The 25,450-nt window shown below is 74.4% G+C and carries 22 protein-coding genes, 5 tRNA genes and 3 pseudogenes; 10 read left to right on the forward strand and 20 right to left on the reverse strand.

All coding sequences use genetic code 11. The features are described from left to right. Nucleotides 1–150 precede the first annotated feature (150 nt). Nucleotides 151–705, forward strand: a pseudogene (locus ACFWTC_RS11020) (CGNR zinc finger domain-containing protein); the annotation flags it as partial. Between the two features lie 51 nt (nucleotides 706–756). Here ACFWTC_RS11020 and ACFWTC_RS11025 read toward each other — a convergent pair. Both ACFWTC_RS11025 and ACFWTC_RS11030 read right to left on the reverse strand, forming a co-directional pair. Beyond that, the gene (locus ACFWTC_RS11025; RefSeq protein ID WP_383931950.1) at nucleotides 757–930 is read right to left on the reverse strand and encodes a hypothetical protein; all 174 of its coding nucleotides are present in this window, start codon (nucleotides 928–930) and stop codon (nucleotides 757–759) included. A 109-nt stretch (nucleotides 931–1,039) separates the two neighbouring features. Next, the gene (locus tag ACFWTC_RS11030) at nucleotides 1,040–1,492 is read right to left on the reverse strand and encodes a hypothetical protein (RefSeq protein WP_383931952.1); all 453 of its coding nucleotides are present in this window, start codon (nucleotides 1,490–1,492) and stop codon (nucleotides 1,040–1,042) included. A 174-nt stretch (nucleotides 1,493–1,666) separates the two neighbouring features. On the opposite strand from ACFWTC_RS11030, the gene ACFWTC_RS11035 reads away from it, so the two are divergent. Next, nucleotides 1,667–2,167: a DsbA family protein gene (locus tag ACFWTC_RS11035; RefSeq protein WP_383931954.1), complete on the forward strand. Its 501-nt coding sequence runs from the start codon at nucleotides 1,667–1,669 to the stop codon at nucleotides 2,165–2,167. A gap of 23 nt (nucleotides 2,168–2,190) precedes the next feature. Here the strand turns inward: ACFWTC_RS11035 and ACFWTC_RS11040 are convergent, their stop codons facing one another. Genes ACFWTC_RS11040 through ACFWTC_RS11050 form a run of 3 tightly spaced genes read right to left on the reverse strand, consistent with a single transcriptional unit; the run spans nucleotide 2,191 to nucleotide 4,998 of the window. Then, on the reverse strand, nucleotides 2,191–3,033 hold the full coding sequence (locus ACFWTC_RS11040; RefSeq protein WP_383931956.1) for a GNAT family N-acetyltransferase: 843 nt from the start codon (nucleotides 3,031–3,033) through the stop codon (nucleotides 2,191–2,193). 58 nt (nucleotides 3,034–3,091) lie between these two features. Further along, a complete protein-coding gene (locus tag ACFWTC_RS11045; protein ID WP_383931958.1) occupies nucleotides 3,092–3,916 on the reverse strand; it encodes an aminotransferase class IV in 825 nt (274 codons plus the stop codon). Further along, nucleotides 3,913–4,998 (reverse strand): chorismate-binding protein, encoded by a 1,086-nt coding sequence (locus ACFWTC_RS11050; RefSeq protein WP_383931960.1) that lies wholly within the window; start codon nucleotides 4,996–4,998, stop codon nucleotides 3,913–3,915. Before ACFWTC_RS11050 ends, ACFWTC_RS11045 begins: the two co-directional genes overlap by 4 nt. Nucleotides 4,999–5,178: 180 nt before the next feature. On the opposite strand from ACFWTC_RS11050, the gene ACFWTC_RS11055 reads away from it, so the two are divergent. From ACFWTC_RS11055 to ACFWTC_RS11075, 5 genes are all read left to right on the forward strand, one after another. Then, nucleotides 5,179–5,251, forward strand: a tRNA-Gly gene (locus ACFWTC_RS11055). 39 nt (nucleotides 5,252–5,290) lie between these two features. After that, nucleotides 5,291–5,364: transfer RNA gene (locus ACFWTC_RS11060), tRNA-Cys, on the forward strand. Between the two features lies 1 nt (nucleotide 5,365). Next, nucleotides 5,366–5,437 (forward strand) — tRNA-Val (locus ACFWTC_RS11065). 19 nt (nucleotides 5,438–5,456) lie between these two features. Beyond that, nucleotides 5,457–5,528, forward strand: a tRNA-Val gene (locus tag ACFWTC_RS11070). A 61-nt stretch (nucleotides 5,529–5,589) separates the two neighbouring features. Continuing rightward, a tRNA-Val gene (locus ACFWTC_RS11075) sits at nucleotides 5,590–5,661 on the forward strand. A 59-nt stretch (nucleotides 5,662–5,720) separates the two neighbouring features. Here ACFWTC_RS11075 and ACFWTC_RS11080 read toward each other — a convergent pair. The 3 genes from ACFWTC_RS11080 to ACFWTC_RS11090 all read right to left on the reverse strand — a co-directional run bounded on the left by ACFWTC_RS11080 (nucleotide 5,721) and on the right by ACFWTC_RS11090 (nucleotide 7,644). Then, entirely contained in the window at nucleotides 5,721–6,023 is a 303-nt protein-coding gene (locus ACFWTC_RS11080) for a zf-TFIIB domain-containing protein (protein WP_267722771.1), read from the reverse strand. Between the two features lie 67 nt (nucleotides 6,024–6,090). Next, on the reverse strand, nucleotides 6,091–7,041 hold the full coding sequence (locus tag ACFWTC_RS11085; RefSeq protein ID WP_384028986.1) for a phosphotransferase family protein: 951 nt from the start codon (nucleotides 7,039–7,041) through the stop codon (nucleotides 6,091–6,093). A 417-nt stretch (nucleotides 7,042–7,458) separates the two neighbouring features. After that, complete coding sequence (locus tag ACFWTC_RS11090) at nucleotides 7,459–7,644, reverse strand: hypothetical protein (protein WP_383931964.1); 186 nt, start codon at nucleotides 7,642–7,644, stop codon at nucleotides 7,459–7,461. A gap of 550 nt (nucleotides 7,645–8,194) precedes the next feature. Here ACFWTC_RS11090 and ACFWTC_RS11095 point away from each other — a divergent pair. Next, nucleotides 8,195–9,401, forward strand: a pseudogene (locus ACFWTC_RS11095) (serine/threonine-protein kinase); the annotation flags it as partial. Here the strand turns inward: ACFWTC_RS11095 and ACFWTC_RS11100 are convergent. The 9 genes and pseudogenes from ACFWTC_RS11100 to ACFWTC_RS11140 all read right to left on the reverse strand — a co-directional run. After that, nucleotides 9,396–10,214: a TrmH family RNA methyltransferase gene (locus ACFWTC_RS11100; protein WP_384028988.1), complete on the reverse strand. Its 819-nt coding sequence runs from the start codon at nucleotides 10,212–10,214 to the stop codon at nucleotides 9,396–9,398. The pseudogene ACFWTC_RS11095 and the gene ACFWTC_RS11100 sit on opposite strands and share 6 nt — an antisense overlap. Before the next feature lie 42 nt (nucleotides 10,215–10,256). Beyond that, nucleotides 10,257–11,600 carry a uroporphyrinogen-III C-methyltransferase gene (cobA, locus tag ACFWTC_RS11105; protein ID WP_384028990.1) on the reverse strand — a complete coding sequence of 448 codons (1,344 nt, stop codon included), beginning with the start codon at nucleotides 11,598–11,600 and terminating at the stop codon, nucleotides 10,257–10,259. A 1,062-nt stretch (nucleotides 11,601–12,662) separates the two neighbouring features. Continuing rightward, nucleotides 12,663–16,076, reverse strand: coding sequence for a nicotinate-nucleotide--dimethylbenzimidazole phosphoribosyltransferase (cobT, locus tag ACFWTC_RS11110; protein ID WP_384028992.1), 3,414 nt, complete (start codon nucleotides 16,074–16,076; stop codon nucleotides 12,663–12,665). Nucleotides 16,077–16,351: 275 nt separating this feature from the next. Beyond that, a complete protein-coding gene (gene cbiE, locus ACFWTC_RS11115) occupies nucleotides 16,352–17,566 on the reverse strand; it encodes a precorrin-6y C5,15-methyltransferase (decarboxylating) subunit CbiE (RefSeq protein ID WP_383925926.1) in 1,215 nt (404 codons plus the stop codon). 92 nt (nucleotides 17,567–17,658) lie between these two features. Next, on the reverse strand, nucleotides 17,659–18,348 hold the full coding sequence (locus ACFWTC_RS11120; RefSeq protein ID WP_383925923.1) for a GNAT family N-acetyltransferase: 690 nt from the start codon (nucleotides 18,346–18,348) through the stop codon (nucleotides 17,659–17,661). A gap of 194 nt (nucleotides 18,349–18,542) precedes the next feature. Continuing rightward, nucleotides 18,543–19,409, reverse strand: a complete 867-nt coding sequence (locus ACFWTC_RS11125; RefSeq protein ID WP_384028994.1) for a MetQ/NlpA family ABC transporter substrate-binding protein — start codon at nucleotides 19,407–19,409, stop codon at nucleotides 18,543–18,545. A 117-nt stretch (nucleotides 19,410–19,526) separates the two neighbouring features. After that, entirely contained in the window at nucleotides 19,527–20,195 is a 669-nt protein-coding gene (locus ACFWTC_RS11130) for a methionine ABC transporter permease (RefSeq protein WP_383925917.1), read from the reverse strand. Continuing rightward, nucleotides 20,192–21,274 carry a methionine ABC transporter ATP-binding protein gene (locus tag ACFWTC_RS11135; protein ID WP_383925916.1) on the reverse strand — a complete coding sequence of 361 codons (1,083 nt, stop codon included), beginning with the start codon at nucleotides 21,272–21,274 and terminating at the stop codon, nucleotides 20,192–20,194. Before ACFWTC_RS11135 ends, ACFWTC_RS11130 begins: the two co-directional genes overlap by 4 nt. A 379-nt stretch (nucleotides 21,275–21,653) precedes the next feature. Beyond that, nucleotides 21,654–22,051 (reverse strand): annotated as a pseudogene (locus ACFWTC_RS11140) (HAD-IA family hydrolase); the annotation flags it as partial. Nucleotides 22,052–22,106: 55 nt separating this feature from the next. On the opposite strand from ACFWTC_RS11140, the gene ACFWTC_RS11145 reads away from it, so the two are divergent. Then, entirely contained in the window at nucleotides 22,107–22,475 is a 369-nt protein-coding gene (locus ACFWTC_RS11145) for a hypothetical protein (protein ID WP_267722743.1), read from the forward strand. Further along, nucleotides 22,468–22,887, forward strand: a complete 420-nt coding sequence (locus tag ACFWTC_RS11150) for a hypothetical protein (RefSeq protein WP_383925913.1) — start codon at nucleotides 22,468–22,470, stop codon at nucleotides 22,885–22,887. The genes ACFWTC_RS11145 and ACFWTC_RS11150 overlap by 8 nt, the downstream gene beginning before the upstream one ends. 29 nt (nucleotides 22,888–22,916) lie before the next feature. Here ACFWTC_RS11150 and ACFWTC_RS11155 read toward each other — a convergent pair whose 3' ends face one another. From ACFWTC_RS11155 to ACFWTC_RS11165, 3 genes are all read right to left on the reverse strand, one after another. Continuing rightward, nucleotides 22,917–23,423, reverse strand: coding sequence for a GNAT family N-acetyltransferase (locus tag ACFWTC_RS11155; protein WP_383925910.1), 507 nt, complete (start codon nucleotides 23,421–23,423; stop codon nucleotides 22,917–22,919). A gap of 37 nt (nucleotides 23,424–23,460) precedes the next feature. After that, nucleotides 23,461–24,075, reverse strand: a complete 615-nt coding sequence (locus ACFWTC_RS11160) for a sigma-70 family RNA polymerase sigma factor (RefSeq protein WP_383925907.1) — start codon at nucleotides 24,073–24,075, stop codon at nucleotides 23,461–23,463. A gap of 73 nt (nucleotides 24,076–24,148) precedes the next feature. Next, nucleotides 24,149–25,312 carry a glycerophosphodiester phosphodiesterase gene (locus ACFWTC_RS11165; RefSeq protein ID WP_383925904.1) on the reverse strand — a complete coding sequence of 388 codons (1,164 nt, stop codon included), beginning with the start codon at nucleotides 25,310–25,312 and terminating at the stop codon, nucleotides 24,149–24,151. Between the last annotated feature and the right edge of the window lie 138 nt (nucleotides 25,313–25,450).

Consider the following 25,450-nt stretch of genomic DNA (forward strand, 5'->3'; position numbering starts at 1 on the left):
CATACGCGAGTGCCGGCGCTGTTTCCCGCGGAAGCCAGCCACGGGGACGGCGCCGGTGCGTGTGGGGACGGCCCCGCGAGGGGACCCGCTAGAGTCGGCCACCAACGGCGGCGGCCCGTCGTCGCAGGCTCCGGCCCATGAGGGAGACCCGTGCAGATCCCCCACGACACCCGTCGCGCGCTCGACGTCGTCGTCGCCCTGGTGAACACCACGGCCGAGGCCGACCAGCCCGACAGGCTCGCGGAGATCGGCGCGCTGCGCGGCTTCGTCCGGGAGTACGCGATCAGCGACGTGGGCGAGCTCAGCGCCCGCGACCTGGCCGGCGTCCGGGCCGTGCGCGGCAAGTTCGCCCAGGTCTTCGCCGCCCCGAACCCCCGCGCGGCAGCCGTACTGATCAACGAGCTCGTGGCGACCGCCGGCACCACGCCGCAGCTGACCGACCACGACGGCTACGACTGGCACGTCCACTACTTCGCACCGGGCGCCTCGCTGGGCGACCACCTCGCCGCCGACGGCGGGATGGCCCTGGCCTTCATCGTGGTCTCCGGCGAGCAGGAACGGCTGCGCCGCTGCGAGGCCCCGGACTGCCGGCGCGCCTTCGTGGACCTCTCCAGGAACCGCTCGCGCCGCTACTGCGACAGCCGGACCTGCGGGAACCGGCTGCACGTGGCCGCGTACCGGGCCCGGCGCAAGGAAGCCGACGCGGAGGTGTCGGATCACGGAGCCCCCCGGCCGGGAGCCCCGGAGCACACGGCGTCACAGCACGAACAGGTCGTGCACGGCGGCAAGCAGCAGCAGGGTGCCGATCACGCCTAGGAAGATCATCAGGGGTGGCTGGGAGAGCGCGAAGAGGCAGCCCCGCGGCTCCTCCGCGACGGGGGCGGGAAGCGGTGCGGGAACCGACGGCTCACTGTGCGGTGTGTCGAGCATGTCCGGGCGATGATGGCGCAGCTCGTGGCCGCCCACCCCTCAACACGCCAACATCCGCGCGGTAGTTCGCCCGATCTCGTGGACCCGGGCGGATGCTCGCCCCTCCCGGTCAGATGCCGTGCTTCTTGAGGATGGCCTCGATGTCGGAGAAGTCGTCCCCCGGGGCGGCCGCCGGCTGCCGCCGTCCGGCCGGCCGGGTGCCTCCCGCGGCTGCGGCGCCGAGCGACGGCTCGGAGGCGGCCGGGGCGACGGCCTCCCGGGCAGGGGCGCCCTTGACCGGCCGGGGAGGCTTCGCGGCCTTGCCCAGGCCGCGGCGCTCGACGACGCGGGCGGTGACGAAGAGCAGCCAGGCGAGGACCAGCACCCCGAAACCGGCCCACACGGTCGGCTTGAACACCACTTCGGTCACCCACGCCACGACGCCCGTCATCACCAGTCCGAGCGGGACCAGCGCGTACGCGGCGATCCGGGTGGCCGCCAGGAAGCGGCGGCGGTAGGCGGTCAGCGCGGCGATGCCCAGGCCGGCCACCGACGCCGCGGAACAGATGGTCTCGGCAAGCATGCGGCCCTCCGGCTCTCGGTGACGGGCGATCCGTACCCGTCCATCGTGCACCGGCCGGCCCCGTACGGGCCAGGTCGCCGGCCCCGCACGGCGCGATCTCCGGGACATCTCCGGGTCGGGCCTCCTCCCCAGGTGCCGGTCGGAGGGCCGTGCGGGGGCTGGGAGACTGTTCCCATGACCGATTCCGTGATCCTCGACGTCTGGTGCGAACTGCAGTGCCCGGACTGCCACAGCGCCCTGGACGACGTACGCGCCCTGCGGGCCCGCTACGGCGACCGGCTGGACATCCGGCTGCGCCACTTCCCCCTGGACAAGCACAAGCACTCCTTCGCCGCGGCCCAGGCCGCCGAGGAGGCCGTGGAGCAGGGGCAGGGCTGGCCGTACGCCGAGGCCGTGCTGGCGCGCACCGCCGAGCTGGGCCGGGAGGGCGAGCCGGTACTGCTGGAGGTCGCGCGTGAACTCGGCCTCGACGTCGAGGAGTTCGACACCGCGCTGATCGACGGGCGGCACATCCTGATCGTCGACGCCGACCAGGCCGAGGGCAAGGCGATCGGCGTGAGCGGCACCCCGACGTACGTGATCGGCGGCGAGCGCCTCGACGGCGGCAAGAGCCAGGACGGCCTGCGCGCCCGCGTCGAGGAGATCGCCGACCGCCTCCTGGCCGCGGCGGCCTGAGCCGTCGCGGCCCCGCCCCGGGCCTAGACCAGCGCCTTGATGGCGTTCACGGCCGTGTCCCGGTAGCCGAGCGACTCGTAGAGCCGGCGGGCCGGGGTGTTGCCCTCGACGACGTGCAGGCCCAGGTGCCGGGCGCCCGCCGCGAGGGCGGTGCGCTCGGCCAGCAGCATCAGGGCCCGCCCGTGGCCCTTGCGCCGGTGCTCGGCGGCGACGTCCACGTCCCACACGTACGGGATCGCCCCGAACCCGGCGACCTCCAGGTCCCCGATCCACAGGGTGCCCAGGACGCCGCCCTCCGGCGCCTCCAGCAGGAGGAAGCCCGCACCGGGCGTCTCCCGCCCGGCCGGCAGCATCCGGGCGTGCTCCGCGCGGGACGCGGCCAGGCCCTGCTCGGGGGTGGTGCCCGGGGTGGTGAGGTGATGGGCGTACTCCCCCACGGCCCGTTCCAGCCAGTCGTCGAACTCGGCCGGGGCCATGGGGCGCCCCCGGCCGCCCGCCGGCAGCTCGGGCGGCTCGGCGGGCAGGTCCTTGACCATGACGCGGCCGGTCTCGCGGTAGCCGAGCGCGTCCACCAGCCGCCGGGCGCGCTCCGCGCCGACCGGGACCGACACGGCGATGCTGTCGCAAGCCCAGGCGCGCAGCACCTCCTCGGCGGCGAGCGCGGCGACCGTGCCGCGCCCGCGCCGCCGGTCCGGTTCCTCGATCCACAGGTTCCGGATCACCCCGACCCCGGGCTGGGCGGCGGACCGCGTGGCCAGTTCGAGGCTGCCGACGCGGCGGCTGTTCACCCGGACCTCGTAGGTCCGCGAGCGGGTGCCGTCGCTGTTCTGCTGGAGCGGCGCGGTCGGCCGCAGGGTGGTGGTCATCCCCCGAGTTCTACCCGCCCGGCGGCCGCGAAGACAGGGCCGGGCCCCCGCGCTCCGGTCAGACCGGGTCGGGGTCGGCGGCGGAGCGGGCCGCGAAGGTCCGCATGGCCTCGGCGGTGACCGGGCCCGGGGCGGATCCGGTCTCGCGGCCGTCGATGCGCACCACGGCCTGGACGTCGCGCAGCGAGGAGGTCAGGAAGACCTCCTCGGCCCGTTCCAGCACGTCGAACGGCAGGTCGGTCTCCTTGGCCCCGGCCCACTCGACGACGAGCGCGCGGGTGATGCCGGCCAGGCAGCCGGAGGCGACGGGCGGCGTGTGCAGCTCCCCGTCGAGGACGACGAACACGTTGGAGCCGGTGCCCTCGCAGAGCCGGCCGACGGTGTTGGCGAGGAGCGCCTCGGAGGCGTCGGCCCGGTGGGCGGCGGCGAGCGCGACGACGTTCTCCGCGTACGAGGTGGTCTTCAGGCCGGTGACGCCGGACCGCTCGTTGCGGACCCAGGGCACGGTGACGACCGCGGTGGTGTCCGCGCGGCGGCCGGACTCGGCCACGGCCGCGATCAGGGTGGGCGCGGCGTCGCCGCGGTCGGAGCCGAGCGGGGACACGCCGCCGGTGTAGGTGACGCGCAGCCGCCCGAGGGGCATCGGGTTGGCCTCGACGACGGCGGCGCAGGCCCGGCGCACCTCGTCGAGGTCGGGGTCGGGCAGGCCGAGTCCGCGGGCCGAGCGGGTCAGCCGTTCCAGGTGGCGGGTGAGCGCGAAGGGCTCGCCGTGCTGCACCTTGAGCGTCTCGAAGACGCCGTCCCCCACGGTCAGCCCGTGGTCGAACACGGACACCCTCGCGCCGTCCGCGTCCCGCAGCGCTCCGTCGAGCCAGATCTTCACCGTACGGTTCCTCCGCTCATGCCGTTCGTCCCATGGGTACCGGTCTCCTCATGGGTGCCCGACGCTACCCGCAGCAGGCGGGCGGCCTTCAGCTCGGTCTCGGCCCACTCCCGGTCCGGGTCGGAGCCCCAGGTGATGCCGGCGCCGGTCCCGAAGCGCAGGTGGGGGCCGCCGGGCACCTCGCGGTCGATCCAGAAGGTGCGGATGCCGACGGCCAGCTCGGCGGTGCCCTGGTCGGCGTCGACCCAGCCGATTCCGCCGCAGTAGGGGCCGCGGGGGGCGGTCTCCAGGGCCTCGATGATCCGCAGGGCGGAGGACTTGGGGGCGCCGGTGACGGAGCCGGGCGGGAAGGTGGCCGCGAGCAGCTGCGGCCAGCCGGCGCCGTCGGCGAGCTCGCCGCCGACGGTGGAGACGAGGTGCACCAGGCCCGGGTGCTCCTCGACGGCGCACAGCTCGGGGACGGTGACGGATCCCGTGCGGCAGACGCGGCCGAGGTCGTTGCGGACCAGGTCCACGATCATCACGTTCTCGGCGTGGTCCTTGGGAAGCAGGTCGGCGGCGGTGCGGCCGGTGCCCTTGATGGGCCCGGACTCGACGCGCCGGCCGGTGCGGCGCAGGAAGAGCTCCGGGGAGGCGGTGGCGATCTCGACGCCGTGGGCCGGCAGCCGAATCGTTCCTGCAAAGGGCGCGGGGTTCCCGCGCGCGAGCAGCGCGGTGAGGGCGTCCACATCGGCCGCGGCCGGGTCGGGCAGCGGCGCGGACATCACCCGGCACAGGTTGGCCTGGTAGACCTCGCCTGCGGCGATGTGCTCGCGGATGCGGCGCACGCCGGAGACGTAAGCGGCCCGGTCGAGCGAGGAGGACCACGCGTCGGCGTCGGGTCCGCGCCAGGCGCCGGGAACGGGCGCGGGGACGGGGTCGGGGCGCACGTCCCCGAAGCGCGCGCAGACGAGCCGCCCTTCGAAGTCGGCCGCGACCGCCCAGAACCCGGTCGAGTCCAGGGCCGAGGGATCACCGGTGACGTCGCGGAGGTCGGTCGCGAGCAGGCCGCCGAAGCGGGCGAGGGGAGGCAGGTCGTGCACGGCTGCGAGTCTATGACCGGTGGCGCGGCGGCGCCGGTGGGGTGAGCGCGGGGTGACCGGCCGTGATCGAGCGGCAGCACGCTGCGGAAACGCGTTTTTGAGCTGGCCCGGGAATCCGCTAGAGTTCAACTCGTCGCCAGGGAGCGAAGGGGTAACACCCCGGAGCGAACACGGTGACCTGCGGACGTAGCTCAGTTGGTAGAGCACCACCTTGCCAAGGTGGATGTCGCGAGTTCGAGTCTCGTCGTCCGCTCGAAGTGGGGGATCTTCCCGAGAACCCCTGCGGCTCCGTGGTGGAGTGGCCGAGAGGCGAGGCAACGGCCTGCAAAGCCGTCTACACGGGTTCAAATCCCGTCTCCACCTCCAAGGACGATTAGCTCAGCGGGAGAGCGCTTCCCTGACACGGAAGAGGTCACTGGTTCAATCCCAGTATCGTCCACTGGTCCGCAAGGACCCCCGCGCGATTAGCTCAGCGGGAGAGCGCTTCCCTGACACGGAAGAGGTCACTGGTTCAATCCCAGTATCGCGCACGCAGTACCACGCATCGTCTGCACGACCTGTTTCAGCTGCGGCTTTCATGCCGTGGAGCCCGCGCGATTAGCTCAGCGGGAGAGCGCTTCCCTGACACGGAAGAGGTCACTGGTTCAATCCCAGTATCGCGCACCCCCCGGAAGCCCCGGCCGTTTCGACGGCCGGGGCTTCCGCGTGCTCGGGCTCCCCCGTCAGGAGGAGAAGAGCATCCGGCCGAAGCCGCCCTTGTGGTGACCGTGGCGGCCGTGACCGCCGTGCTGCGGCGCGCCCCAGGCGGGGGCCGGGGCGGCGTGCTGGCCCGGGTAGGGGGCGGGCGGCGGGGGAGGCGGGGCCTGGCCGTACGGGGCCTGGGCCGTGTACTGGGACTCCAGGCGGGTCAGCGCCTCCAGCTCGCCGTAGTCGAGGAAGATGCCGCGACAGCCGCTGCACTGCTCTATCTGGAGACCGTTGCGGTTGTAGGTGTGCATCAACGCGTGACACTTCGGACACTGCATGACCGGATCAACTCCTCGCCGTCGGACAGCCGCCACCGGATGCATGCCCGGTGACGGGAGGCTCACCCTACGACGGGGCCGCGGACTCCAAGTCGGCCGGGAGGGAGGCCATCCGGTCACAGGCGTCCACCATCAGCCGCTCCACCTCGTCCGGTTCGCGGCGCCCCTGCGCCGCCTTGGCCAGGGCGCGGGCCGCCGTCTGTACGGTCAGCGCGCGGGCGGCGGCGTCGAGTTGCGGCCACGGGTCGGAGCCGGGCGGGCCGGCGGCGGGTCCCCCTGCGGACCGGTAGGCGCCGAGGAAGCGCAGCCAGGGCTCGGGGGCGAGGATCCCGGCGGCGTACCAGGCGGCGGGGCGGGCGAGGTCCCAGGCGGGGTCGCCGAGGCCGAGGTCGTCCACGTCGATCAGCAGCCAGGGCCCCTCCGGGGCGGGGTACCGGACCAGTTGCCCGAGGTGCAGATCCCCGTGGCACAGCACCCCGCCCGGCGGCGGCGGGGCCTCGCCGCGGGCCCAGGCGGGCAGGGTCCGGGCGGCGGCCCGTACGGCGGCGGCGTCCGCCGCGAGGCCGGGCGGGACCTCCGGCGGGTAAGCAGCGGGCAGGCGGCGCAGGGCGCGGGCGAGTTTCGCCGGGCCGCGCATCGGGGGGACCGGGCCGGGAAGGGCCCCGAGGGGCGTCCGGTGCAGGGCGGCCAGGAGACGGCCGGCCTCCTCCCAGGGGGCGTCCCCGGGCCGCTCCGGGTCCACGGGGGCGCCGTACGGCCACTGGGAGGCGGGCCGTCCGCGCACGGAACCGGTCCGCAGCGGAGGCAGCAGGACGCCGGCCAGCGCCCCGGCACCGGCCAGGCGCACGCGGAGCGCCAGGGCGTCCCGGTCGCTGTTGGCCGCGTGCGCCTTGGCCACGGTGTCCCCGCAGCGCACGACGGTCCCGTCGTCCCGGTCGGCGAGGAGGGCGTACGGCTGCGGGGGGCCGCCGCCGCGGGCCCAGGCCGCGAGGCCGTCGGGCAGTGCGGCGGTGCTCACGCCCCGACCGGCGCGTCGGTGGTGGCCGTGCCCACCGGAACGTGGCGGTGGGCGGGCAGCCGGGTGTCGGCGGTACGGAGCATCCGGGTCCCCCTTCTTCCGACTGGAGGATACGGCGGCAGCCGTCACGGAGGCACGGGGGTGGAGGCAGCGGGGCGCAGCGGTGCGAGCGGTGGGACGGGACATGCGGACACGGGACGCGCGGACACGGGGCACGCCAACACGGGGCACGCGGACACGGGGCATGAGAACACGGGGCAGGCGAACACGGGGCATGAGAAAGGGTGCTGCCCGTCCGGCTCCCCAGCCGGACGGGCAGCACCCTTCACCTGCCGTCCGTCGTCGCGCCCCCGTCCCCACGGGGTTCGACCGGATGATGTCCCGGTCCGGGCCGCTCTCCCGGACCCGGGGCGCCGCTCAGCGCCCCAGCATCACACCCACGGACGACGCCTGTGCCGCGACCTGCTCGAAGCCTCCGAAGAGGAACAGCAGGAGGGCGGCCAGGGGAAGGACCATGGCCGCGGCCACCAGCGGGTGGCGCGTACCGGACTCATGGCCGTGGAACGCGAATGCCTTGCGTCCCTGCCGTGCGATGTCCGCCATGGTCCTCTCCCTGTCGTTTGGCAGCGGCGGGCTCGTGACCTCGGGGGACGAGTACTCCGCCCGCCGCTTGTCTCAACACTAGGCGGGCGGACGGGCCCTGACCTCATGCCCTCGTACCCATTGGCGGGCCTCCAGGAGGATGACGGGGACTACCCCGTGTACTCCCCTGGGTGGAGACGCGTCACCGCGCGTCGGGGTCTTCCCGGAGGGGATGACCGGAGGGTAGTGACTTCTCTCACTTCCGTCACTCCCTGTTCACGCGTGTCCGTCCACCCTCTCCCGGGAAGATCCACTCGGGTGCGGGCGGCCCGCAGGCGCACCGAACCGGGTCGAACCGCCCGCGGGCGCCCCAAACCCCTTGCGCATAGGCCGGTTTGGGGTCGTGGCTCGGCGTCGCCCCACGAACCCGCGTCGGCGCTGAAAGACCCTCAAGTGTGCTGTGGCGCACTGACGATCGAATCCCGCGGCGAGGGCGCGGCCTCTGAGCGCGCATGCCGGATGGTCCGTAAGCTGTGCCACGTCAACAGGACGACCGGTCAGCGGGGTGGACATGGCGATGATGCGGCTCCGGCGCGAGGACCCGCGTGTCGTCGGCTCGTTCAGACTGCACCGGCGGCTCGGTGCCGGCGGCATGGGCGTGGTCTACCTGGGATCGGACCGGCGCGGTCAACGCGTCGCCCTCAAGGTCATCCGGCCGGATCTGGCCGAGGACCAGGAGTTCCGCTCGCGGTTCGCCCGCGAGGTCTCCGCGGCCCGGCGCATCCGGGGCGGCTGTACCGCGCGCCTGGTCGCCGCGGACCTGGAGGCCGAGCGGCCCTGGTTCGCCACGCAGTACGTCCCCGGGCCGTCCCTCCACGACAAGGTCGCTGAAGAGGGTCCGCTCACGGCCGTGCAGATCGCGGCCATCGGCGCCGCGCTCTCCGAGGGGCTGGTCGCCGTGCACGAGGCCGGGGTCGTCCACCGGGACCTCAAGCCGTCGAACATCCTCCTCTCCCCCAAGGGCCCGCGGATCATCGACTTCGGGATCGCCTGGGCCACCGGGGCGAGCACCCTCACCCATGTGGGTACCGCTGTCGGCTCCCCCGGGTTCCTCGCGCCCGAGCAGGTGCGGGGCGCCGCCGTCACCCCCGCGACGGACGTGTTCGCGCTCGGCGCCACCCTCGCCTACGCCGCGACCGCCGACTCGCCCTTCGGGCACGGCAGTTCCGAGGTCATGCTGTACCGCGTGGTGCACGAGGAGCCCCACCTGGTGGGCGTACCGGACGCGCTCGCGCCCCTCGTACAGGCCTGCCTGGCCAAGGACCCCGAGGAGCGGCCGAGCACGCTGCAGCTGTCGATGCGGCTCAAGGAGATCGCCGCCCGCGAGGCGCAGGGGCTGCCCGACGGCCGGCCTCCGACGCAGCGCGGCCGTGCGGAGCAGCCCACCGGCCGGCTCCCCGAGACCCCGTACGCGGAGCATCGCTCGGAGCGCCGTACCGGCGGCTCCACCACGCCGCGGGCCCAGGGCGGGCCGCAGTCGCGCCCCTCGTCCTCGCGCAACCCGGGCGGCCCGTCCTCCCGCCCGACCGCGGGGCGTACGGGCGGCCGTCCGGCCCCGCGGACGACGGGGGCGGGACGGCGTCCGTCGCGGCCCGACCCGAAGCTGATGCGACAGCGGCTGATCGTGTTCGTCGTGGTGACGCTGATCGTGGCGCTGGGCATCGCGCTGGCGCAGAAGCTGTAGCGCGCCGGCCCGGGGGGCCCCGGACGGCCTAGGCGTCCTTGCGGCCCTGGGCCACCGCGTAGAAGGCGACGGCGGCGGCCGCGCCGACGTTCAGCGAGTCCACGCCGTGCGCCATGGGAATGCGTACCCATTCGTCGGCCGCGACGAGGGCCTGCGTGGACAGGCCGTCGCCCTCGGCGCCCAGCATCAGCGCGACCCGGTCCAGGGACTGCGGGGCGGCCACGTCGATGGGCGAGGCCTTCTGGTGCGGGGTGAGGGCCAGCAGCTTGAAGCCCGCCTCGCGGACGGAGTCCAGGCTCTTGGGCCAGGCGTCCAGGCGGGCGTACGGGACGGAGAACACCGCGCCCATGGAAACCTTCACGGAGCGGCGGTAGAGCGGGTCGGCGCAGTCGGGCGACAGCAGGACCGCGTCCATGCCGAGGGCGGCGGCGCTGCGGAAGATGGCCCCGATGTTGGTGTGGTCGTTGACGGCTTCCATGACGACCACGCGGCGGGCGGTGGTGAGCAGTTCCGCGGCCGTGGGCAGCGGCTTGCGCTGCATGGAGGCCAGGGCGCCGCGGTGCACGTGGTAGCCGGTGACGCGCTCGGCGAGCTCGGGGCTGACGGCGTAGACCGGCGCCGGGAGTTCGTCGATGACGTCGCGCATGACGTCGACCCACTTGGCCGAGAGGAGCATGGAGCGCATCTCGTAGCCGGCGTCCTTGGCGCGTCTGATGACCTTCTCGCCTTCGGCGATGAAGAGCCCTTCGGCGGGCTCGCGCCTGCGCCGGAGTTCGACGTCGGTCAGGCCCGTGTAGTCGCGCAGGCGCGGGTCGTCGGGGTCCTCGACGGTGATGAGATCAGCCACAGGGTGATACTGCCTTGTCCTGGGTGCGGTGCCAACGGCCTGTCAGGCGCCGGTGGTGGGGGCGGGCGTGGTTCCGGGGGCCCCCGGGGTGCCGGGGGTCCGGGCGCTTCCGGTGGTCCCGGTTGTCCCTGCGCTTCCGGTGGTCCCGGTTGTCCCGGTGACCCCGGTGACCCCGGTGCTTCCGACGCGGACGACCTCGCCGACGACGATGACCGCGGGCGGGCGGACCCCCTCGGCGCGCACGGTCTCCCCGACGGTGGCCAGGGTGGCGTCGACGCGGCGCTGGGTGGCGGTCGTGCCCTCCTGGACGACCGCGACCGGGGTGTCGGCGGAGCGGCCGTTCCGGACGAGGGCCTCGGCGATCAGGCCGATCTTGTCGACGCCCATGAGGATCACCAGGGTGCCGGTGAGCTTGGCGAGGGAGGCCCAGTCCACCAGCGAGCGCGGATCGTCGGGGCCGACGTGACCGCTGACCACGGTGAACTCGTGGGCGACGCCCCGGTGGGTGACCGGAATGCCGGCGGCGCCGGGCACGGAGATGGAGCTGGAGATGCCGGGGACGACGGTGCAGGCGATGCCGGCCTCGGCGAGGGCCTGGAGCTCCTCCATGCCGCGGCCGAAGACGTACGGGTCCCCGCCCTTGAGCCGGACCACGGCCTTGCCGGCCTTGGCGTGCTCGATCAGGGCGTTGTTGATGGCCTCCTGCGCCATGAACCGGCCGTACGGGATCTTCGCAGCGTCGATGACCTCGACGTGCGGGGGCAGTTCGTCGAGCAGGTCACGGGGGCCGAGCCGGTCGGCGATGACGACGTCGGCCTCGGCGAGGAGGCGGCGGCCGCGCACGGTGATCAGGTCGGGGTCGCCCGGGCCGCCTCCGACGAGGGAGACGCCGGGGGCGGACTTGTGCCGGTGCCCGCGGGCGACGAGCGTTCCCTCGCGCAGGCCCTCGACGATCGCGTCGCGGAGGGCGGCGGAACGGCGGGGGTCGTTGCCGGTGAGCACGGCGACGGTGACGCCGTCGATCCGGCCGGTGGCGGGGGTCCAGGCGGTGGCGGCGGAGGCGTCGTCGGCGCGCACGCACCAGACCCGCTCGCGCTCGGCCTCGGCGGAGGCGCGCTCGTTGTCCTCGCGGTTCTGCGTCGCGATGAGGGCGTACCAGGCTCCGGCGAGGTCGCCGTCCTGGTAGCGGCGGCGTTCCCAGCGGATCTCGCCGGTCTCGGCCATGGCGTCCACGGAGGGGGTCGCGGACGGCGAGATCAGCAAGACGTCGGCGCCCGCCGCGATGAGCGCGGGGAGGCGGCGCTGGGCGACCTGGCCGCCGCCGATGACGACGACGCGGCGGCCGGCCAGGCGGAGACCTACGGGGTAGGCGGGGGTGTCGGCCATGGCGGTTGCGGCTCCTGGTGCGGCAGTGGATCGGCTGGGCCGCTGCTGCGCTGGAGCGGCTGGGTTGACGTGCGGTTTCGGGTGTTCGGGTCCACGATACGACCCGCCGGGCGGGCGGGCCGGGCGGGGCCCGGGGTGGGGGCGGGGTTCGGGGCGGGCGCGGGGCGGGTCCGGGCCAGGCGGGGGCGAGGTCGGACGGCGGTTCGGCCGGGCGGGGGGCGGGTCCGGGCCGGGCGGGGGCGAGGTCGGACGGCGGTTCGGCCGGGCGGGGGCGGGGCCAGGCCGGGCTGGACCGCGGGGGGCGGGGTTCGGGCCGCGGTGCGGCCGGGCGGGGCCGGTGGCGGTGGGCCGGGGCGGGGGGCGTGCCGGGCGGGAGCCGCGGTGGATCCTGCGGGGTGGGGGGTGCGGGGTGGGGGGTGCGGGGTGGGGGGTGGGGGGTTGGGGGGGGCGGGGCCGGGCTCGGGGGCTGGGGGCGGGATGCCGGGGCGGGGCTGTCGGGTGGGGCTCCGGATCGGGGCGGGGGTGGGGGGCGGTGCCCCTCCGGGGAACCGACGGCCCCAGGGGGCCCCGGGCGTGCCCCGGGCGTGCCCCGGCATGCGCCGGGCTGTCCGGATGCGGCCCGGGGGCCGACCCTTGGCTTGCTCTTCCGCGTTGCCGGGCTGCCGGCTCGGACCGGGGGGCCAGCCCTGGATGTGACCCCGGCCTGCCCGTCGCTTGGGACCGGGGCCAGTCCCGACTGGGCCCGGGAGGCCAACCCTTGGGCGTGCCCCGGTCCGTCCTGAAGGCCCAGGCCGGCCCGGGGCCGTCGGGCTGGCGACCGGGGGCCCGGCCCTCGGTGTGCCCCGGGGCTGCCCGTTTGGGGCCGGGGGCGGTCCTCGGCGCGCTCCCGGCTGCCCGACTGGGCCTCCGTGTGCCCGGGGCTGGCCGGTTGCGGCCGGGGGCCGGTCCTTGGATCGGTCCCGGCTGCCGGGTTGCGACCGGGGGCGGCCTTGGGCGGGCGCCGGGGCTGTTGGCGGGGGCCGGGGGCGGGCTCGGGCGGGTGGGGAGCGGCCTGGGGGCGGGCTACTTTTCCGTTACTCCTGCCGAGTCGAACGTGGCGACCTCGTGCATCGCCCGGGCCGCGCTCTGGACCAGCGGGAGCGACAGCAGCGCGCCGGTGCCCTCGCCGAGGCGGAGGTCCAGGTCGATCAGGGGGCGCATGCCGAGCGTGTTCAGGGCCGCCACGTGGCCCGGTTCCGCGCTGCGGTGGCCGGCGATGCACGCCGACAGGGACTCGGGGGCGATGGCGCGGGCCACCAGGGCGGCTGCTCCGGCGCTGACGCCGTCCAGGATGACCGGCGTACGGAGGGAGGCTCCGCCGAGGAGGAGTCCGACGATCGCCGCGTGCTCCAGGCCGCCGATGGCCGCCAGGACGCCGATCGGGTCCGCCGGGTCGGGCTGGTGGAGCTCCAGGGCGCGGCGTACGACCTCTACCTTGCGGGCGTGGGTCTCGTCGTTGATGCCCGTGCCGCGGCCGGTGACCTCCAGCGGGTCGACCCCGGTGAAGACCGAGATCAGCGCCGCCGACACCGTGGTGTTCGCGATGCCCATCTCGCCGGTGAGCAGGGCCTTGTTGCCCGCCGCGACCAGGTCGCGGGCCGTCTCGATGCCGACCTCGATGGCGGCGACGGCTTCCTCGCGGGTCATCGCCGGGCCGGTGGAGAGGTCCGCCGTGCCCGCGCGGACCTTGCGGGGCAGGAGGCCGGGGGTGGCCGGGAGGTCGCCCGCGACGCCCACGTCGATCACGCAGACCTCGGCGCCGACCTGGTTGGCGAAGGCGTTGCAGACCGCGCCGCCGCCGAGGAAGTTGGCCACCATCTGGGTGGTGACCTCCTGCGGCCAGGGGGTGACGCCCTGGGCGTGGACACCGTGGTCGCCGGCGAAGATCGCGACGGCAGCGGGCTCCGGGATCGGCGGCGGGCAGACCCGAGAGAGGCCGGAGAGCTGGGCGGAGATGATTTCGAGCATGCCCAGGGCCCCGGCGGGCTTGGTCATGCGCTTCTGCCGCTCCCAGGCCTCGCCGAGCGCCTTGGCGTCGAGGGGGCGGATACTGGCGACCGTCTCGGAGAGCAGGTCGTGCGGCTCCTCGCCGGGCAGGGCACGGCGGCCGTACGTCTCCTCGTGGACGACCCAGGAGAGCGGGCGGCGCTGGGACCAGCCGGCCTGCGCCAGCTCGGGCTCCTCCGGGAACTCGTCGACGTAGCCGACGCACAGGTAAGCGACGACTTCCAGGTGGTCCGGGAGACCGAGCTCGCGGACCATCTCGCGCTCGTCGAAGAAGCTGACCCAGCCGACGCCGAGGCCCTCGGCCCGGGCGGCGAGCCAGAGGTTCTCGACCGCGAGGGCGGAGGAGTACGGGGCCATCTGCGGCTGGGTGTGCCGGCCGAGGGTGTGGCGGCCGCCGCGTGTCGGGTCGGCGGTGACCACGATGTTCACGGGGGTGTCGAGGATGGCCTCGATCTTCAGTTCCTTGAACTGCTTGGCCCGGCCCTTGGGCAGCGACTTCGCGTACGCCTCGCGCTGGCGCTCGGCGAGCTCGTGCATCGTCCGGCGGGTCTCGGCGGAGCGGATGACGACGAAGTCCCAGGGCTGGGAGTGGCCGACGCTGGGCGCGGTGTGGGCCGCTTCCAGGACGCGGAGCAGCACCTCGTGCGGGATGGGGTCGGTGCGGAAGCCCTTGCGGATGTCGCGGCGCTCGCGCATCACGCGCAGGACGGCCTCGCGCTCGGCGTCGGCGTAGCCGGGCGCGGCTTCGCCGGCCTGCTCGCGTACGGCGTGGCCGTCGGCGGCCGGGGCGACCGCGGCGGGCTCGGCCGGGAGCGGATCGGGGGCGGCCTCCTGCCCGGGGAGGCCCGCGGCGGGTTCGGCGAAGGGCTGCGGGGCGGCGACCGCCTCGGGCCCGGTCCCGTCGGCGGGGTCCGTCCCGGCGGCGGCCGGGGCCTCGGGCGCGGCGGCCTGCTCCGGCGCGGGCTCGGCGGCCGCCTCGGGCGCGGCGGTGGCGGGCTGCGGCGCGGGCTCGGCGGCGGCCTGCGGCTCGGCTCCGGCCGGGGACTCCGGTACGGCGGCGGGCTCGGGCTCGGCGTCGGGCTCGGGTACGGCGACGGCCTCGGCGGCGGCTTCCGGAGCGGCTTCCGGCGTCGCGGCGGGCTCGGCCGGGGGCGCCTGGAACGCGACCGGCTCCGCGGGGGCGGGCTCGGCGGCGGCCGCGAGCGGCTCGGGCTCGGCCGGTGCGGGGGCCGGGTCCGCGGGGGCGAGCTCGACGGGGGCCTCGACGGCCTCCGGGCCCACGGGCGCCCCGGGGGCCTGAACCACCGTTTCTGCGGGTGCGGGCAGCGGCTCCGCCTCGGGGGCTTCGGCGGCGGGCGCGACGGTCGGCGGCTCGGCCGGGGTCTCCTCGGGCGCGGGCGTACCGGCCGGGACCGGCTGCTCCGGGGCGGCGGCCGCGAACGGCTCCGCGTCCGGTACGGCGGCGGGCTCGGGCTGCGGCTCGGCGGCCGCGGGGACCCCGGCGGCGGCCGGCCCGGCGTCCGAGGCGGCCGCGGCGTCCGTGTCCGCGACCGGCGGCCCGGGCTCGGGGGCGGGCTCCGGCGCGGGAACGGGCTCTGAGGCGGGAACGGGCTCCGGCGCGGAGACGGGCTCCGGCGCCCACGCGGCGCCGGCCTGCGGCGGGATCTCGCCCAGCTGCGGGGCGGGCTCCGCGGCGGCCTCCGCGCGCGGGACGTCCAGGTACTCGGGATCCGTGACCGGCGGTCCGGACGGGCGGGCGGGGGCCGGCACGGACGGGGTGTTCAGCAGGGAGACGGCCGGGACGGCGGGCGCCGGCGCCGCGGCGGGGCCCCGGTCCGCGAGGGACCGTACGACGCCGCCGGTGGCCTCGGGCACGGGCGGGCCCATGTGCAGCGGGCGGCGGAGCGGAGCCGCGGGGGCCGCCTGCGCGACGGGCTCCGCCGGGGCCTGGCCGACGAGCCCTCCGAGGTCGAGCGCCCCGGAGTCGCGGCCGCCCGCCTCGTGAGCGCCGGCGCGGTAGGAGGCGTCCGGGAACCCGGGCTGCTCCGGGAACCCGGAGGGGTCGGGGAAGACCGGCTGGTCGGGGAAGACCGGCTGCGCGAAGCCGGCGTACGCGGCGGGCTCGGCGTACGCCGCCGGAGTGCCCGGGTAGGCGGGCTCGGTGCCGTAGGGCGCGTCCGCGTACGGGGCCGGGGCGGGGAAGACGGGGGCGGGCGGGACGACCTGGGGGTCGCTCCAGGCGCCCTGGCCGCTCGGCATCAGCAGCAGTTCCTCGTCCTCCGGCCCGGCCGGGTCGTCCACGAGGTCCTGGAAGGCGTAGCCGGGGGGAAGCGGCGCCGGGATCTGGACCGGAGCGGGGATGCCTGGCTGATCCACCATGCCCGCGTTGTCCGGGAGACCCTCGCCCGGAACCTGGCCGGTGTCAGTCATGCGTACCCCTCGCCCATCGGTGTTGCCTCTTCGATCGCCCGGTCGCCCACGAGGCCGACGGGCGGAGTTGCCGTGCGGGTTCGCCGTCCGGCGCGTCCGCCTCGCGCACGCCCCGGCGACAACCACTAAGCATTGTCGCGCCCGTTCGCCACCGTGGCGGCCATTACCGCCGCGGTCCGTTGTGGACTGCGCCACGTCGCGCGTTCCGGCGGTGTCGCGGTGCCCGAATCGTCCTGGGCGGTACGACGATCGGCCAGCCTACCCCGGGCCCCGTCTCAGCGGGTCACAGGGCGTTCCGCAGACAGCAGGAAGACCACGGAACGCTCCTGTTCGGCCCAGGTCTGGGGGTCCAGGCCCACCGACTGGAGCAGGGCGCACTCGACGGCGTACCCGTGTTCGGTGAACGCCCGGCCGATGGCCTCCGCCTCGTCGCGGGTGGAGGCGTGGCCGACGATCCGTTCGGGGCGGCGGTCGGCGACCGCGCGGACGACTTCGGCGCCGCCGCCGCCGACGCGGACGACGTCGGGCTCGGGCAGGTCCTCCAGTGCGTACGGCGCGCGTCCGGTCACGACCTGGAGCTGTACGCCCCGCTCGCGCGCGGCCGCGGCCACCCGGGCGCAGGCCTCGGGGTCGGCGTCCACCGCGATGACGGCGGCGCCGAGGGCGGCGGCGTCCAGGGCGACCGCGCCGGAGCCCGTGCCGATGTCCCAGACGAGGTCGCCGGGGCGCGGGCCGAGCCGGGCGAGCTGGGCCGCGCGCAGCTGCGCGGTCTCGCCCTCGCGGCTGTCGGCGCGGGGGCGGGCCCAGCCGCGGTCGGCGCTCTGGGCGGCGGCCTGGGCGGCGCTCTGGCCGAACAGCCAGCCGGAGTCGGCGGCCGCGGCCTGTCCGGCGCCGCCGATGACGATGACGACGTTGGGGTCGTGCCAGGTGTGGTCGGCGGCCTTGTCGGAGGTCAGGACGCTGACCTGTTCCCGGTCGGTGCCCAGTTCCTCGCAGACGACGAAGGTGCGGTGGATCCCGCCGAGGAGCAGGGCGAGTTCGGCGGGTCCGGCACCGGGCGAGGTCAGGACGGCGACCTTGCCGTGCGCGCGGCAGACGTTGACGGCGCGGCGCAGGGTGCGGGGGTGGGCGACGACGACCTGGGCGTCGTCCCAGGGCATGCCGGCGCGGGCGAAGGCGGCGGCGACGGCGGAGACCGCCGGGACCACCTCGACCTCCAGGCCGTGCTCCGGGGCGCGCAGGGTGCGTACGACGCCGAAGAAGCCGGGGTCACCGTCGGCGAACACGACGGCGGTGCCGCGGTGGCCGGCGATGCGGCCGGCGGCGAGGCCGAGGCTGCCGAGGCGGACGCGCTCGGCGGTGGGCGGGACCTCGGAGAGCGCGAGGTGGTGGGGGGCGCCGGCCACGAGGGTGGCGGCGGAGAGCGCGGACCGGGCGGCCGCGGTCAGGGGCGAGCCGTCCCAGCCGATCACCGTGACCCGGTCGGCCATCGTCGTCAGTCTCCTGGTGTGGGGGCAGGGGAAGCTTCGTCAGGGGGCGGGCACGGTGAGACTACCCGGTCATCGGGTGGGCGCCGGTCGGGTCAGTGCCAGTCGGCGCCGACGGCGTAGCCGTTCGCGTCGGCCCGCCGCCCGGGGGCGGCGCTGCCGGCGTAGGCGTCGTACCCGTCGTAGCCCTCGTACCCGTCCGTTTCGTCGAGGTCCTCGGGGACGAGGCTCCACACGATGAGGTCGGTGCGGGTGTCGGTCCAGGTGCCCTCGGCGGTCTGGGTGCGCACTATCCACGCGTTGCGCAGGACGCCCTCGCTGATGCAGCCGATCTTCTGGGCGACCTGCTGGGAGGCGGTGTTGTCGGCGGCGGTGCGCAGTTCGAGGCGTTCGAAGCCCTGGTCGCGGAACAGCCACTGGGCGACGGCGAGCACGGACTCGCTGGCGTAGCCCTCGCCGCGGGCCCAGGGTGCGGTGAGGTAGCCGACCTCGGTGGCGCGGGTGCGCCAGTTGGTGTTCTGGAGGTGGACGATGCCGACGAGGCGCTGGGTGAGGAACTCGGTGACGGCGAGGACGATGCCGCGGCCCTCGGTGCGTTCGGCGTGGGCCTGGCGGGTGGCCCAGGCGTGTGCGTCGGCGAGGGTGTAGGGGTGCGGTGCGGAGGTCCAGGCGGTGATCTGCTCGTCGTTCATCATCTCGGCGAGCGCGGTGACGTCCTCTTCCTCGAAGGAGCGCAGCACCAGCCGGTCCGTGCTGATGGTGACGTCCGGGAAGGTGGTAGTCATGCGCAGCTCCAAGCCTGGGACCGTGGTGCGACCGTGGTGCGGTACGACCCCGTGCGGGCCCGTTGGTGACGGACCGTCGTACGGGTCGTAGGCCACAGCATGCAGCATCGCCCGGGGGAAGTGCAGGGCCGGGGTTGCCCGGAAGCGGGCACGGCTCGGCCCCGCGCGCCGCCGGGCGCGCGGGGCCGCGACGGTCAGGCCTGCGGAGTGCCGAAGGCCGGGGTGACCGAGCCCTGGTACTTCTCCTCGATGAACTTCTTGACCTCGTCGGAGTTCAGGAGCTTGGCGAGCTTCTGGATCCGGGGGTCGTCCTGGTTGCCCTCCTTGACCGCGAGGAAGTTGGCGTAGGGGTTGCCCTCGGCCTTCTCCAGGATCAGCGCGTCCTTGGCGGGCGACAGGTTGGCCTCGAGGGCGTAGTTGCCGTTGATGACGGCGGCGTCCACGTCGTTCAGGGCGCGCGGGACCGTGGCGGCCTCCAGCTCCTTGAACTCCAGGCCCTTCTTGTCGGTGATGTCGGACAGCTTGGCGCTGGTGCCGACGCCCTCCTTGAGGGTGATCAGGTTGTTGGCCGCGAGGAGCTGGAGCGCGCGGCCCTCGTTGGTGGTGTCGTTGGGGACCGCGATGGTCTGGCCGGGCTTGATGTCCGTGACGGCCTTGGCCTTCTTGGAGTACAGGCCGAGGGGCTCCAGGTGCACGTTCACGACGGGCACGATGTGCGTGCCGTTCTTCTTGTTGAAGTCGTCGAGGTACGGCTTGTGCTGGAAGTAGTTGCCGTCGACCTGGCCCTGCTCGGTGGCGGTGTTCGGCAGGACGTAGTCCGTGAACTCCTTGACCTCGAGCTTCAGGCCCTCCTTCGCCGCGAGCTTGTCCTTCACGAAGTTCAGGATGTCGGCGTGCGGGCTCGGGGAGGCCGCGATGACGAGCGGCTTGCTCTCGTCGGTCTTGCCGCCCTCGGCCTTGGTGGAGGACGGGTCCGAGGAGCTGCCGCAGGCGGTGAGGCCGAGGGCGAGCGCGGAGGCGGCGGCGGCGGCGAGGGCGGTGAGCTTGACGTTCTTACGCACGAAGAGTGCCTTTCTTGCTGAACAAGTTCCGAAGACTTGCTGGTGGTGGCCCAAGCACGACAAGTGCGGGCTTTCTGGGTGGGAAAGTCTGTGGGCCGGCCGGTGGAGGCGGCGGTCTCAGGCGGTCCGGCCGCGGCGGGCCAGGAGGCGGACCACGCCGTCGCCGATCAGCTGGATCACGGTGACGAGGGCGATCAGGACGACGACGGTGGCGACCATGAAGCCGGTCTCGAAGCGCTGGAAGCCGTACGTGATGGCCTTGGAGCCCAGTCCTTCGCCGCCGACCGCGCCCGCCATGGCGGAGTAGCCGACCAGCGTGATGACGGTGGTGGTGACGCCGGCGACCAGGGAGGGCAGGGCCTGCGGGAGCAGGACCTTGCCGACCAGGGTGGGGACGGAGCCGCCCATGGACTCGACGGCCTCGATCAGGCCGTGGTCCACCTCGCGGACGGACGTCTCGACGAGCCGGGCGAAGAAGGGGATGGCGCCGATGGCGAGCGGGACGATCATGGCGGTGGGGCCGATGAAGGTGCCGACGACGGCCGTGGTGACCGGGATGAGGAAGATCAGCAGGATGATGAACGGCAGTGAGCGGCCGATGTTCACTATGACGCCGAGGACCTTGTTGAGCGGCTGGTTCTGCAGCAGTCCGCCCTTGTCGGTGAGGACCAGGAGGATGCCGACGGGCAGTCCGCCGAGGACGGTCACCAAGGTGGACCACAGCACCATGTAGAGGGTGTCGTACGTGCCCTGGGTGAGCAGGGGCTGCATCTCGGACCAGGTCACTTGGCACCATCCTTGACCAGTGCGGCGATCTCGGAGTCGAGCCCCGCGTCGATGTCGGCGTCTTCGGCGTCTGCTTCGGCGTCGACGACGTCGACCTGGAGGCCCTGCTCGCGCAGGAAGCCCACCGGCACGACGTTGTCCTCGTAGCGGCCGGGCAGCTCGATGCGCATGCGGCCGATCTGCCTGCCGGCGACGGTGTCCATCGCGGCGCCGAGGATCGAGATGTCGATGTTGTACGTCCGCGACAGCTGGGAGATGACCGGCTGCGCGGCGGCCTCGCCGTGGAAGGTGACGTCGACGACCGTGCGGTCGGGGCCGGTCGCGGCGCCGGTGACCGGGAAGAGTTCGCCCGCGAGCTCGGAGCCCGGGGTGGCGAGCAGTTCCGAGACGGTGCCGGACTCGATGACGCGGCCGTTCTTCATGAGGGCGGCCGAGTCGCAGACGGACTTGACCACGTCCATCTCGTGCGTGATGAGCAGGACGGTGAGGCCGAGCTGCTGGTTGAGGTCGCGCAGCAGCCGGAGGATCGAGCGGGTGGTCTCGGGGTCCAGGGCGCTGGTGGCCTCGTCCGACAGCAGCACCTTGGGGTCGCCGGCCAGGGCGCGGGCGATGCCGACGCGCTGCTTCTGGCCTCCGGAGAGCTGGCCGGGGTAGGCCTTGGCCTTGTCGGCGAGGCCGACCAGGGCGAGGAGTTCGAGGGCCTTGCGGGAGCGTTCGCGGCCGGAGACGCCGAGGATCTCCAGGGGCAGCTCGATGTTGCCCTGGACGGTGCGCGAGGACAGCAGGTTGAAGTGCTGGAAGACCATGCCGATCCGGCTGCGGGCCTCGCGCAGCTCCTTCGAGGCGCGGCGGCCGCGGCCGGCGAGGGCGGTCAGATCGACCCCGTCGACGCTCACGGTGCCGGTGGTGGGGCGCTCCAGCAGGTTCACGCAGCGGATCAGGGAGGACTTGCCGGCGCCGCTCTGGCCGATGACTCCGTAGACCTCGCCCTCACGGACGTGGAGGTCGACGCCGTCCAGGGCGGTGACCTCGCGGCCACGGGACTGGTAGACCTTCGTGAGGCCCGATGTGGTGATCACAGGATTTCCGTCGCTGTCGAGTGCACGGCGCAGCGGGTGCCGGGCACGGGGCAAACATCTGGGGACGCGATACGGGTCGAACCGTCAGAAAACGATCATGTCGACTCGTGCGTGGGGCAGGAACGATCCGCGGTGCGGGAAGCGGTGGCGGAGCGGCTCCGCCGTCTCACTTCGGGGCGCGAGGTTCGGTGGGGGGCCCTCAGAAGGCGCACATTCGACACATACAACGAGCACCGGGCGTCATCGTCGCCTCGGTCGCAAGGGTGCGGCTGCTCGTCGTGGTCATGGGCCCAAGTAAAGCAGAACTCTCCCGTGACCGATCAACGCCGTCCGGTATCCGGACGTTTTTCGACCACATACCGGACAACGGCGGGCAGCTTCAGCCGCTCGTCCCGACCCTCAGACCGGTGGCGCTGACCTGCACGGACACGGCCGACAGTCCCGCACGACCACGTCCGCGTCCAGCTCCGCCGCGGGGTGCGTTGTGGTCAAGCCCACGGTCCGCATGCCGGCCGCCCTCCCGGCCGCGAGGCCCGCCGGAGCGTCCTCGCAGACCACGCACGGGGCCGGGCCCACGCCCAGGCGCCCGGCCGCCGGCAGGAAGGGTTCCGGGTCGGGTTTCCCGCGGCTGACGTCGCCTGCGGACACGACCACCGGGGAGTCGATGCCCGCCTCGCGCAGCCGGGCCTCGGCGAGCGGGCGGGTGGCGGAGGTGACCACGGCCCAGCGGCCCGCGGGGAGCGCGGACAGCAGGTCCTCGGTGCCGGGGAGAGCAAAGCGCGGGCCCAGGGGTGCGCGCATCGGGTCTTTCGGCCCGTAATACCCTCGCTGCATGCTCGACGCCCTGACGGTCGCCATCGGCGTGGCCGCACTCGCCCTCGCCGCCTGGTGCGGCCACGCCGCCTGGCGGGACCAGCCGACCAAGGACTGGCACTTCATCGGCATGGCCGTGGTGACCGCGCTGGTCCTGGCCCAGCTGGTGGTCGGGCTGGTGAAGCTGGCCGGCGGCGGCGAGCCCGACGAGGGCACGGTGATCTTCGTGGCCTACCTGCTGGGTGCCTTCGCGACGGTCCCCGCCGCCGGGATGCTCTCGCTGACCGAGCGCACGAAATGGGGCTCGGTGACGGTGGCCGCGGGCGCGCTGGTCCTCGCCGTCCTCGAAGTACGGCTCTACGACATCTGGGGAACCACCGGTGCCTGACACGACGACCGACACGCCGGCCGGCCGCAAGCGGCTCGTCTCCGGGCCCGGGCTGCTGCTGGTCTGGCTGTACGGGGTCATGGTGGTCGGCGCCGTCTCCCGGTCCGCCTACCAGATCTCCACCGAGTTCGACCGGGCGCCGCTGGCGTACGCGCTGTCCGCGGTCGCCGCGCTGGCGTACGCGTTCATCACGTACTCCCTCGTGCGCGGCGGGGAGCGGGCCCGCCGGGCCGCGCTGGTCTGCTGCGCTGCCGAGCTGGCCGGCGTACTGGCCGTGGGGACCTGGACCCTGATCCGGCCCGAGGCCTTCCCCGACACGACGGTGTGGTCGCAGTTCGGGATGGGCTACCTGTTCATCCCGGTGATCCTGCCGATCACCGGGATGCTCTGGTTGCGCAAGCGCAAGCGCTGACGCCGGGGTCCGGGGACGGGGAGCCGGGGCTAGGCGCTGACCGCGAAGTCGGTGGCGTCCTTGGCTTCCTTCTCCAGTATCACCAGCTGGACCCCGTCGGACGCCGTGCGGCCGCCGACCCGGGTGTAGCCCGCCTTGCGGTAGAGCCGCAGGTTGGACTCGCTCCGGTGCCCGGTGTGCAGGCGGAAGCGGACGGTGCCGCCGTCGCCGGCGAGGGCCTCCTCGACGGCGCGCAGCAGGCGGGCGCCGAGGCCGTGGCCCTGGAGCCGCGGGTGGACGCACAGCTTGGTGATCTTGCCGGTGCCGTCCTCGTCGACGCTGCCGCGGACGGAGCCGACGACCTCGCCGCCGAGCCGCGCCACCAGGACCGTGTCCGCGGCGAGCTCCCCCTTGAGGGAGTCCAGGGACTGGGTGAGCGGCTGGATGAGGTAGTTGCCGTACAGCTCGGCCTCGCGCTGGAAGGCCAGGTACTGCAGTTTGAAGATCTGCTCGGCGTCCTCGGCGGCCGCCGCCGAAATGGTCACGCTCATGCCCATGTGCGCATGCCTCCCGCTCACCTGGTAGCCCGTCGGTCTACCGCTCCTTTCCCCGCAGGCCAGGAGCCGCAACCTCTGCAGCCAGCATTCTGCGCAGACATCCCAGGCAACGGGAACGGACGGGTCCCAAACTTCCTTGTGAGATACCCAACTCTCCTGCGATTTCACGGTAAGTGAGGTCTCGGGGCGAGAGAAGTGCCTGCATGAGTTCCGGACAGCGTCCGGGCAGCCGGGCCACCGCCGACCGCAGGGCCCGGTTCGTCTCGCCGTGCAGGAGCGCGTCCTCCGGCTCCGCTCCCCTGCCCGCGGCCGCTCCGGCCGCGGCCCCGGAAGGCGGGCCGCCGTCGCCGGAGCGGCGGCGCCTGCCCTCGGCGACGGGGCGGCGGCGCTCGTTCGGGTCGTACGGAACCTCCCGGCGGACGCGGCGGCGGGCCAGGCGGGCCTCGGCGCGTACCGCCCGGCGCAGCCAGCGCGCGGGCTCGGCCGGGTCGGCGGGGTCGGGGGCGCGGCGGCCGCTCTCCAACAGCCTGACCCAGACGGCTTGTTCCAGGTCGGCCGCGTCGACTCCGGTGCCCGGGGCCTCCGCGGCCGCTTCGGCGGAGAGCAGTGGTCCGAGGTTCTCGAAGAGGTCGGCCTTCTTCAGCAGGTCCATGCCGGGCGGGACGAGCGGGCCGGGCCCGGCGGTTTCCGCGCCGGGCCCGGGCCATCCGTTCGAGGAGTCCCGGTCAGCGGTTGACAGGCCGGCGGCCCGGGCGGAAGTCCTCGGCGGCGAGCAGACCGGTGTCCGGGTTGTCGGTGAAGATGCCGTCGATGCCCTGCTCGAAGTACGTGCGGAACGCGCCGAAGGCGTCGCCGTAGGCGGCCGGATCGGTGCCCTTGCGGTATTCGGCCGGCAGGAAGCTGTTCTCGTTGCGCGCGGTGTAGGGGTGCAGGAGCAGTCCGCGGGCGTGGGCGTCCCTGACGAGGGTGGTGGGGGCGCCGAGCCGTCCGGACGCGTCGCGCGGGAGGATCAGGTCCATGGTGGGGCCGATGCCCTGGGCGAAGCCGGCGATCCACTTCAGCCCGGCGGGCGTGACCAGGTCGGCGACCGTACGGGGGTCCTTCGCCAGCTCGAAGTCCCAGGGGCGGGTGTTCGCGGCGGAGAGCAGCACCACGCGCGGGGCGGAGACCAGCCGGGAGAGCCGCTGGATGCTGGACGGTTCGAAGGACTGGAGGAACAGCGCGGCGTTGCGGCCGTCGCGTCCGTGGCGGCGCAGCAGTTTCGCGAGGGGCTCCTCCAGGCCGAGGCCGATGCTCCGGAAGTAGCTGGGGTGCTTGGTCTCGGCGTGCAGCCAGACCCGCTTGCCGCGCCGCCTGCCCTCGCGGTCGGCCCAGCGCAGCACCTCGTCGAAGGTGGGCACGGCCCAGCGGCCGTCGTAGAGGGTGTTGCGCTGGCGGACGGCGGGGATGCGCTCCTTGGCCCGCAGCGTCTTCAGCTCGGCGAGGGTGAAGTCCTCGGTGAACCAGCCGGTGACGGAGACCCCGTCGACGGACTTGGTGGTGCGCCGGGAGGCGAACGCGGGGTGGTCGGCGACGTCGGTGGTGCCGCCGATCTCGTTCTCGTGGCGGCACACGAGGTGGCCGTCGCGGGTCGGGACGAGGTCCTGTTCGATGACGTCGGCGCCGAGGTCGAGGGCGAGCTGGTAGGAGCCGATGGTGTGCTCGGGGCGGTAGCCGCTGGCGCCCCGGTGGCCGATCACCGTCGGGACGGGGAGGTCCCGGAAACCGCCGTCGCCGCGGTCCGCTTCCGCTGCCGACGCGGTTCCCGCCGGGATGCCCGCCACTGCTCCGCCCGCCGCCAGGACGGCCGCTCCCAGGACCGTGCGCCGTGCTGTCCCACGCTGCGTCATGCGTGCCACTCCCCGTCAGAAAAGGGCCGCGGGTCCCGGGATCTCTGGTGTCACGCGGCCCCCGATCGGCGTGCCGATGGTAGGCAGGGGGTGGTGGCCGGCGGACGTGTGCCGGGGGAACATGGCGGAAACGCGCGT

Source organism: Streptomyces sp. NPDC058619 (assembly GCF_042717785.1).
Lineage (GTDB): Bacteria > Actinomycetota > Actinomycetes > Streptomycetales > Streptomycetaceae > Streptomyces.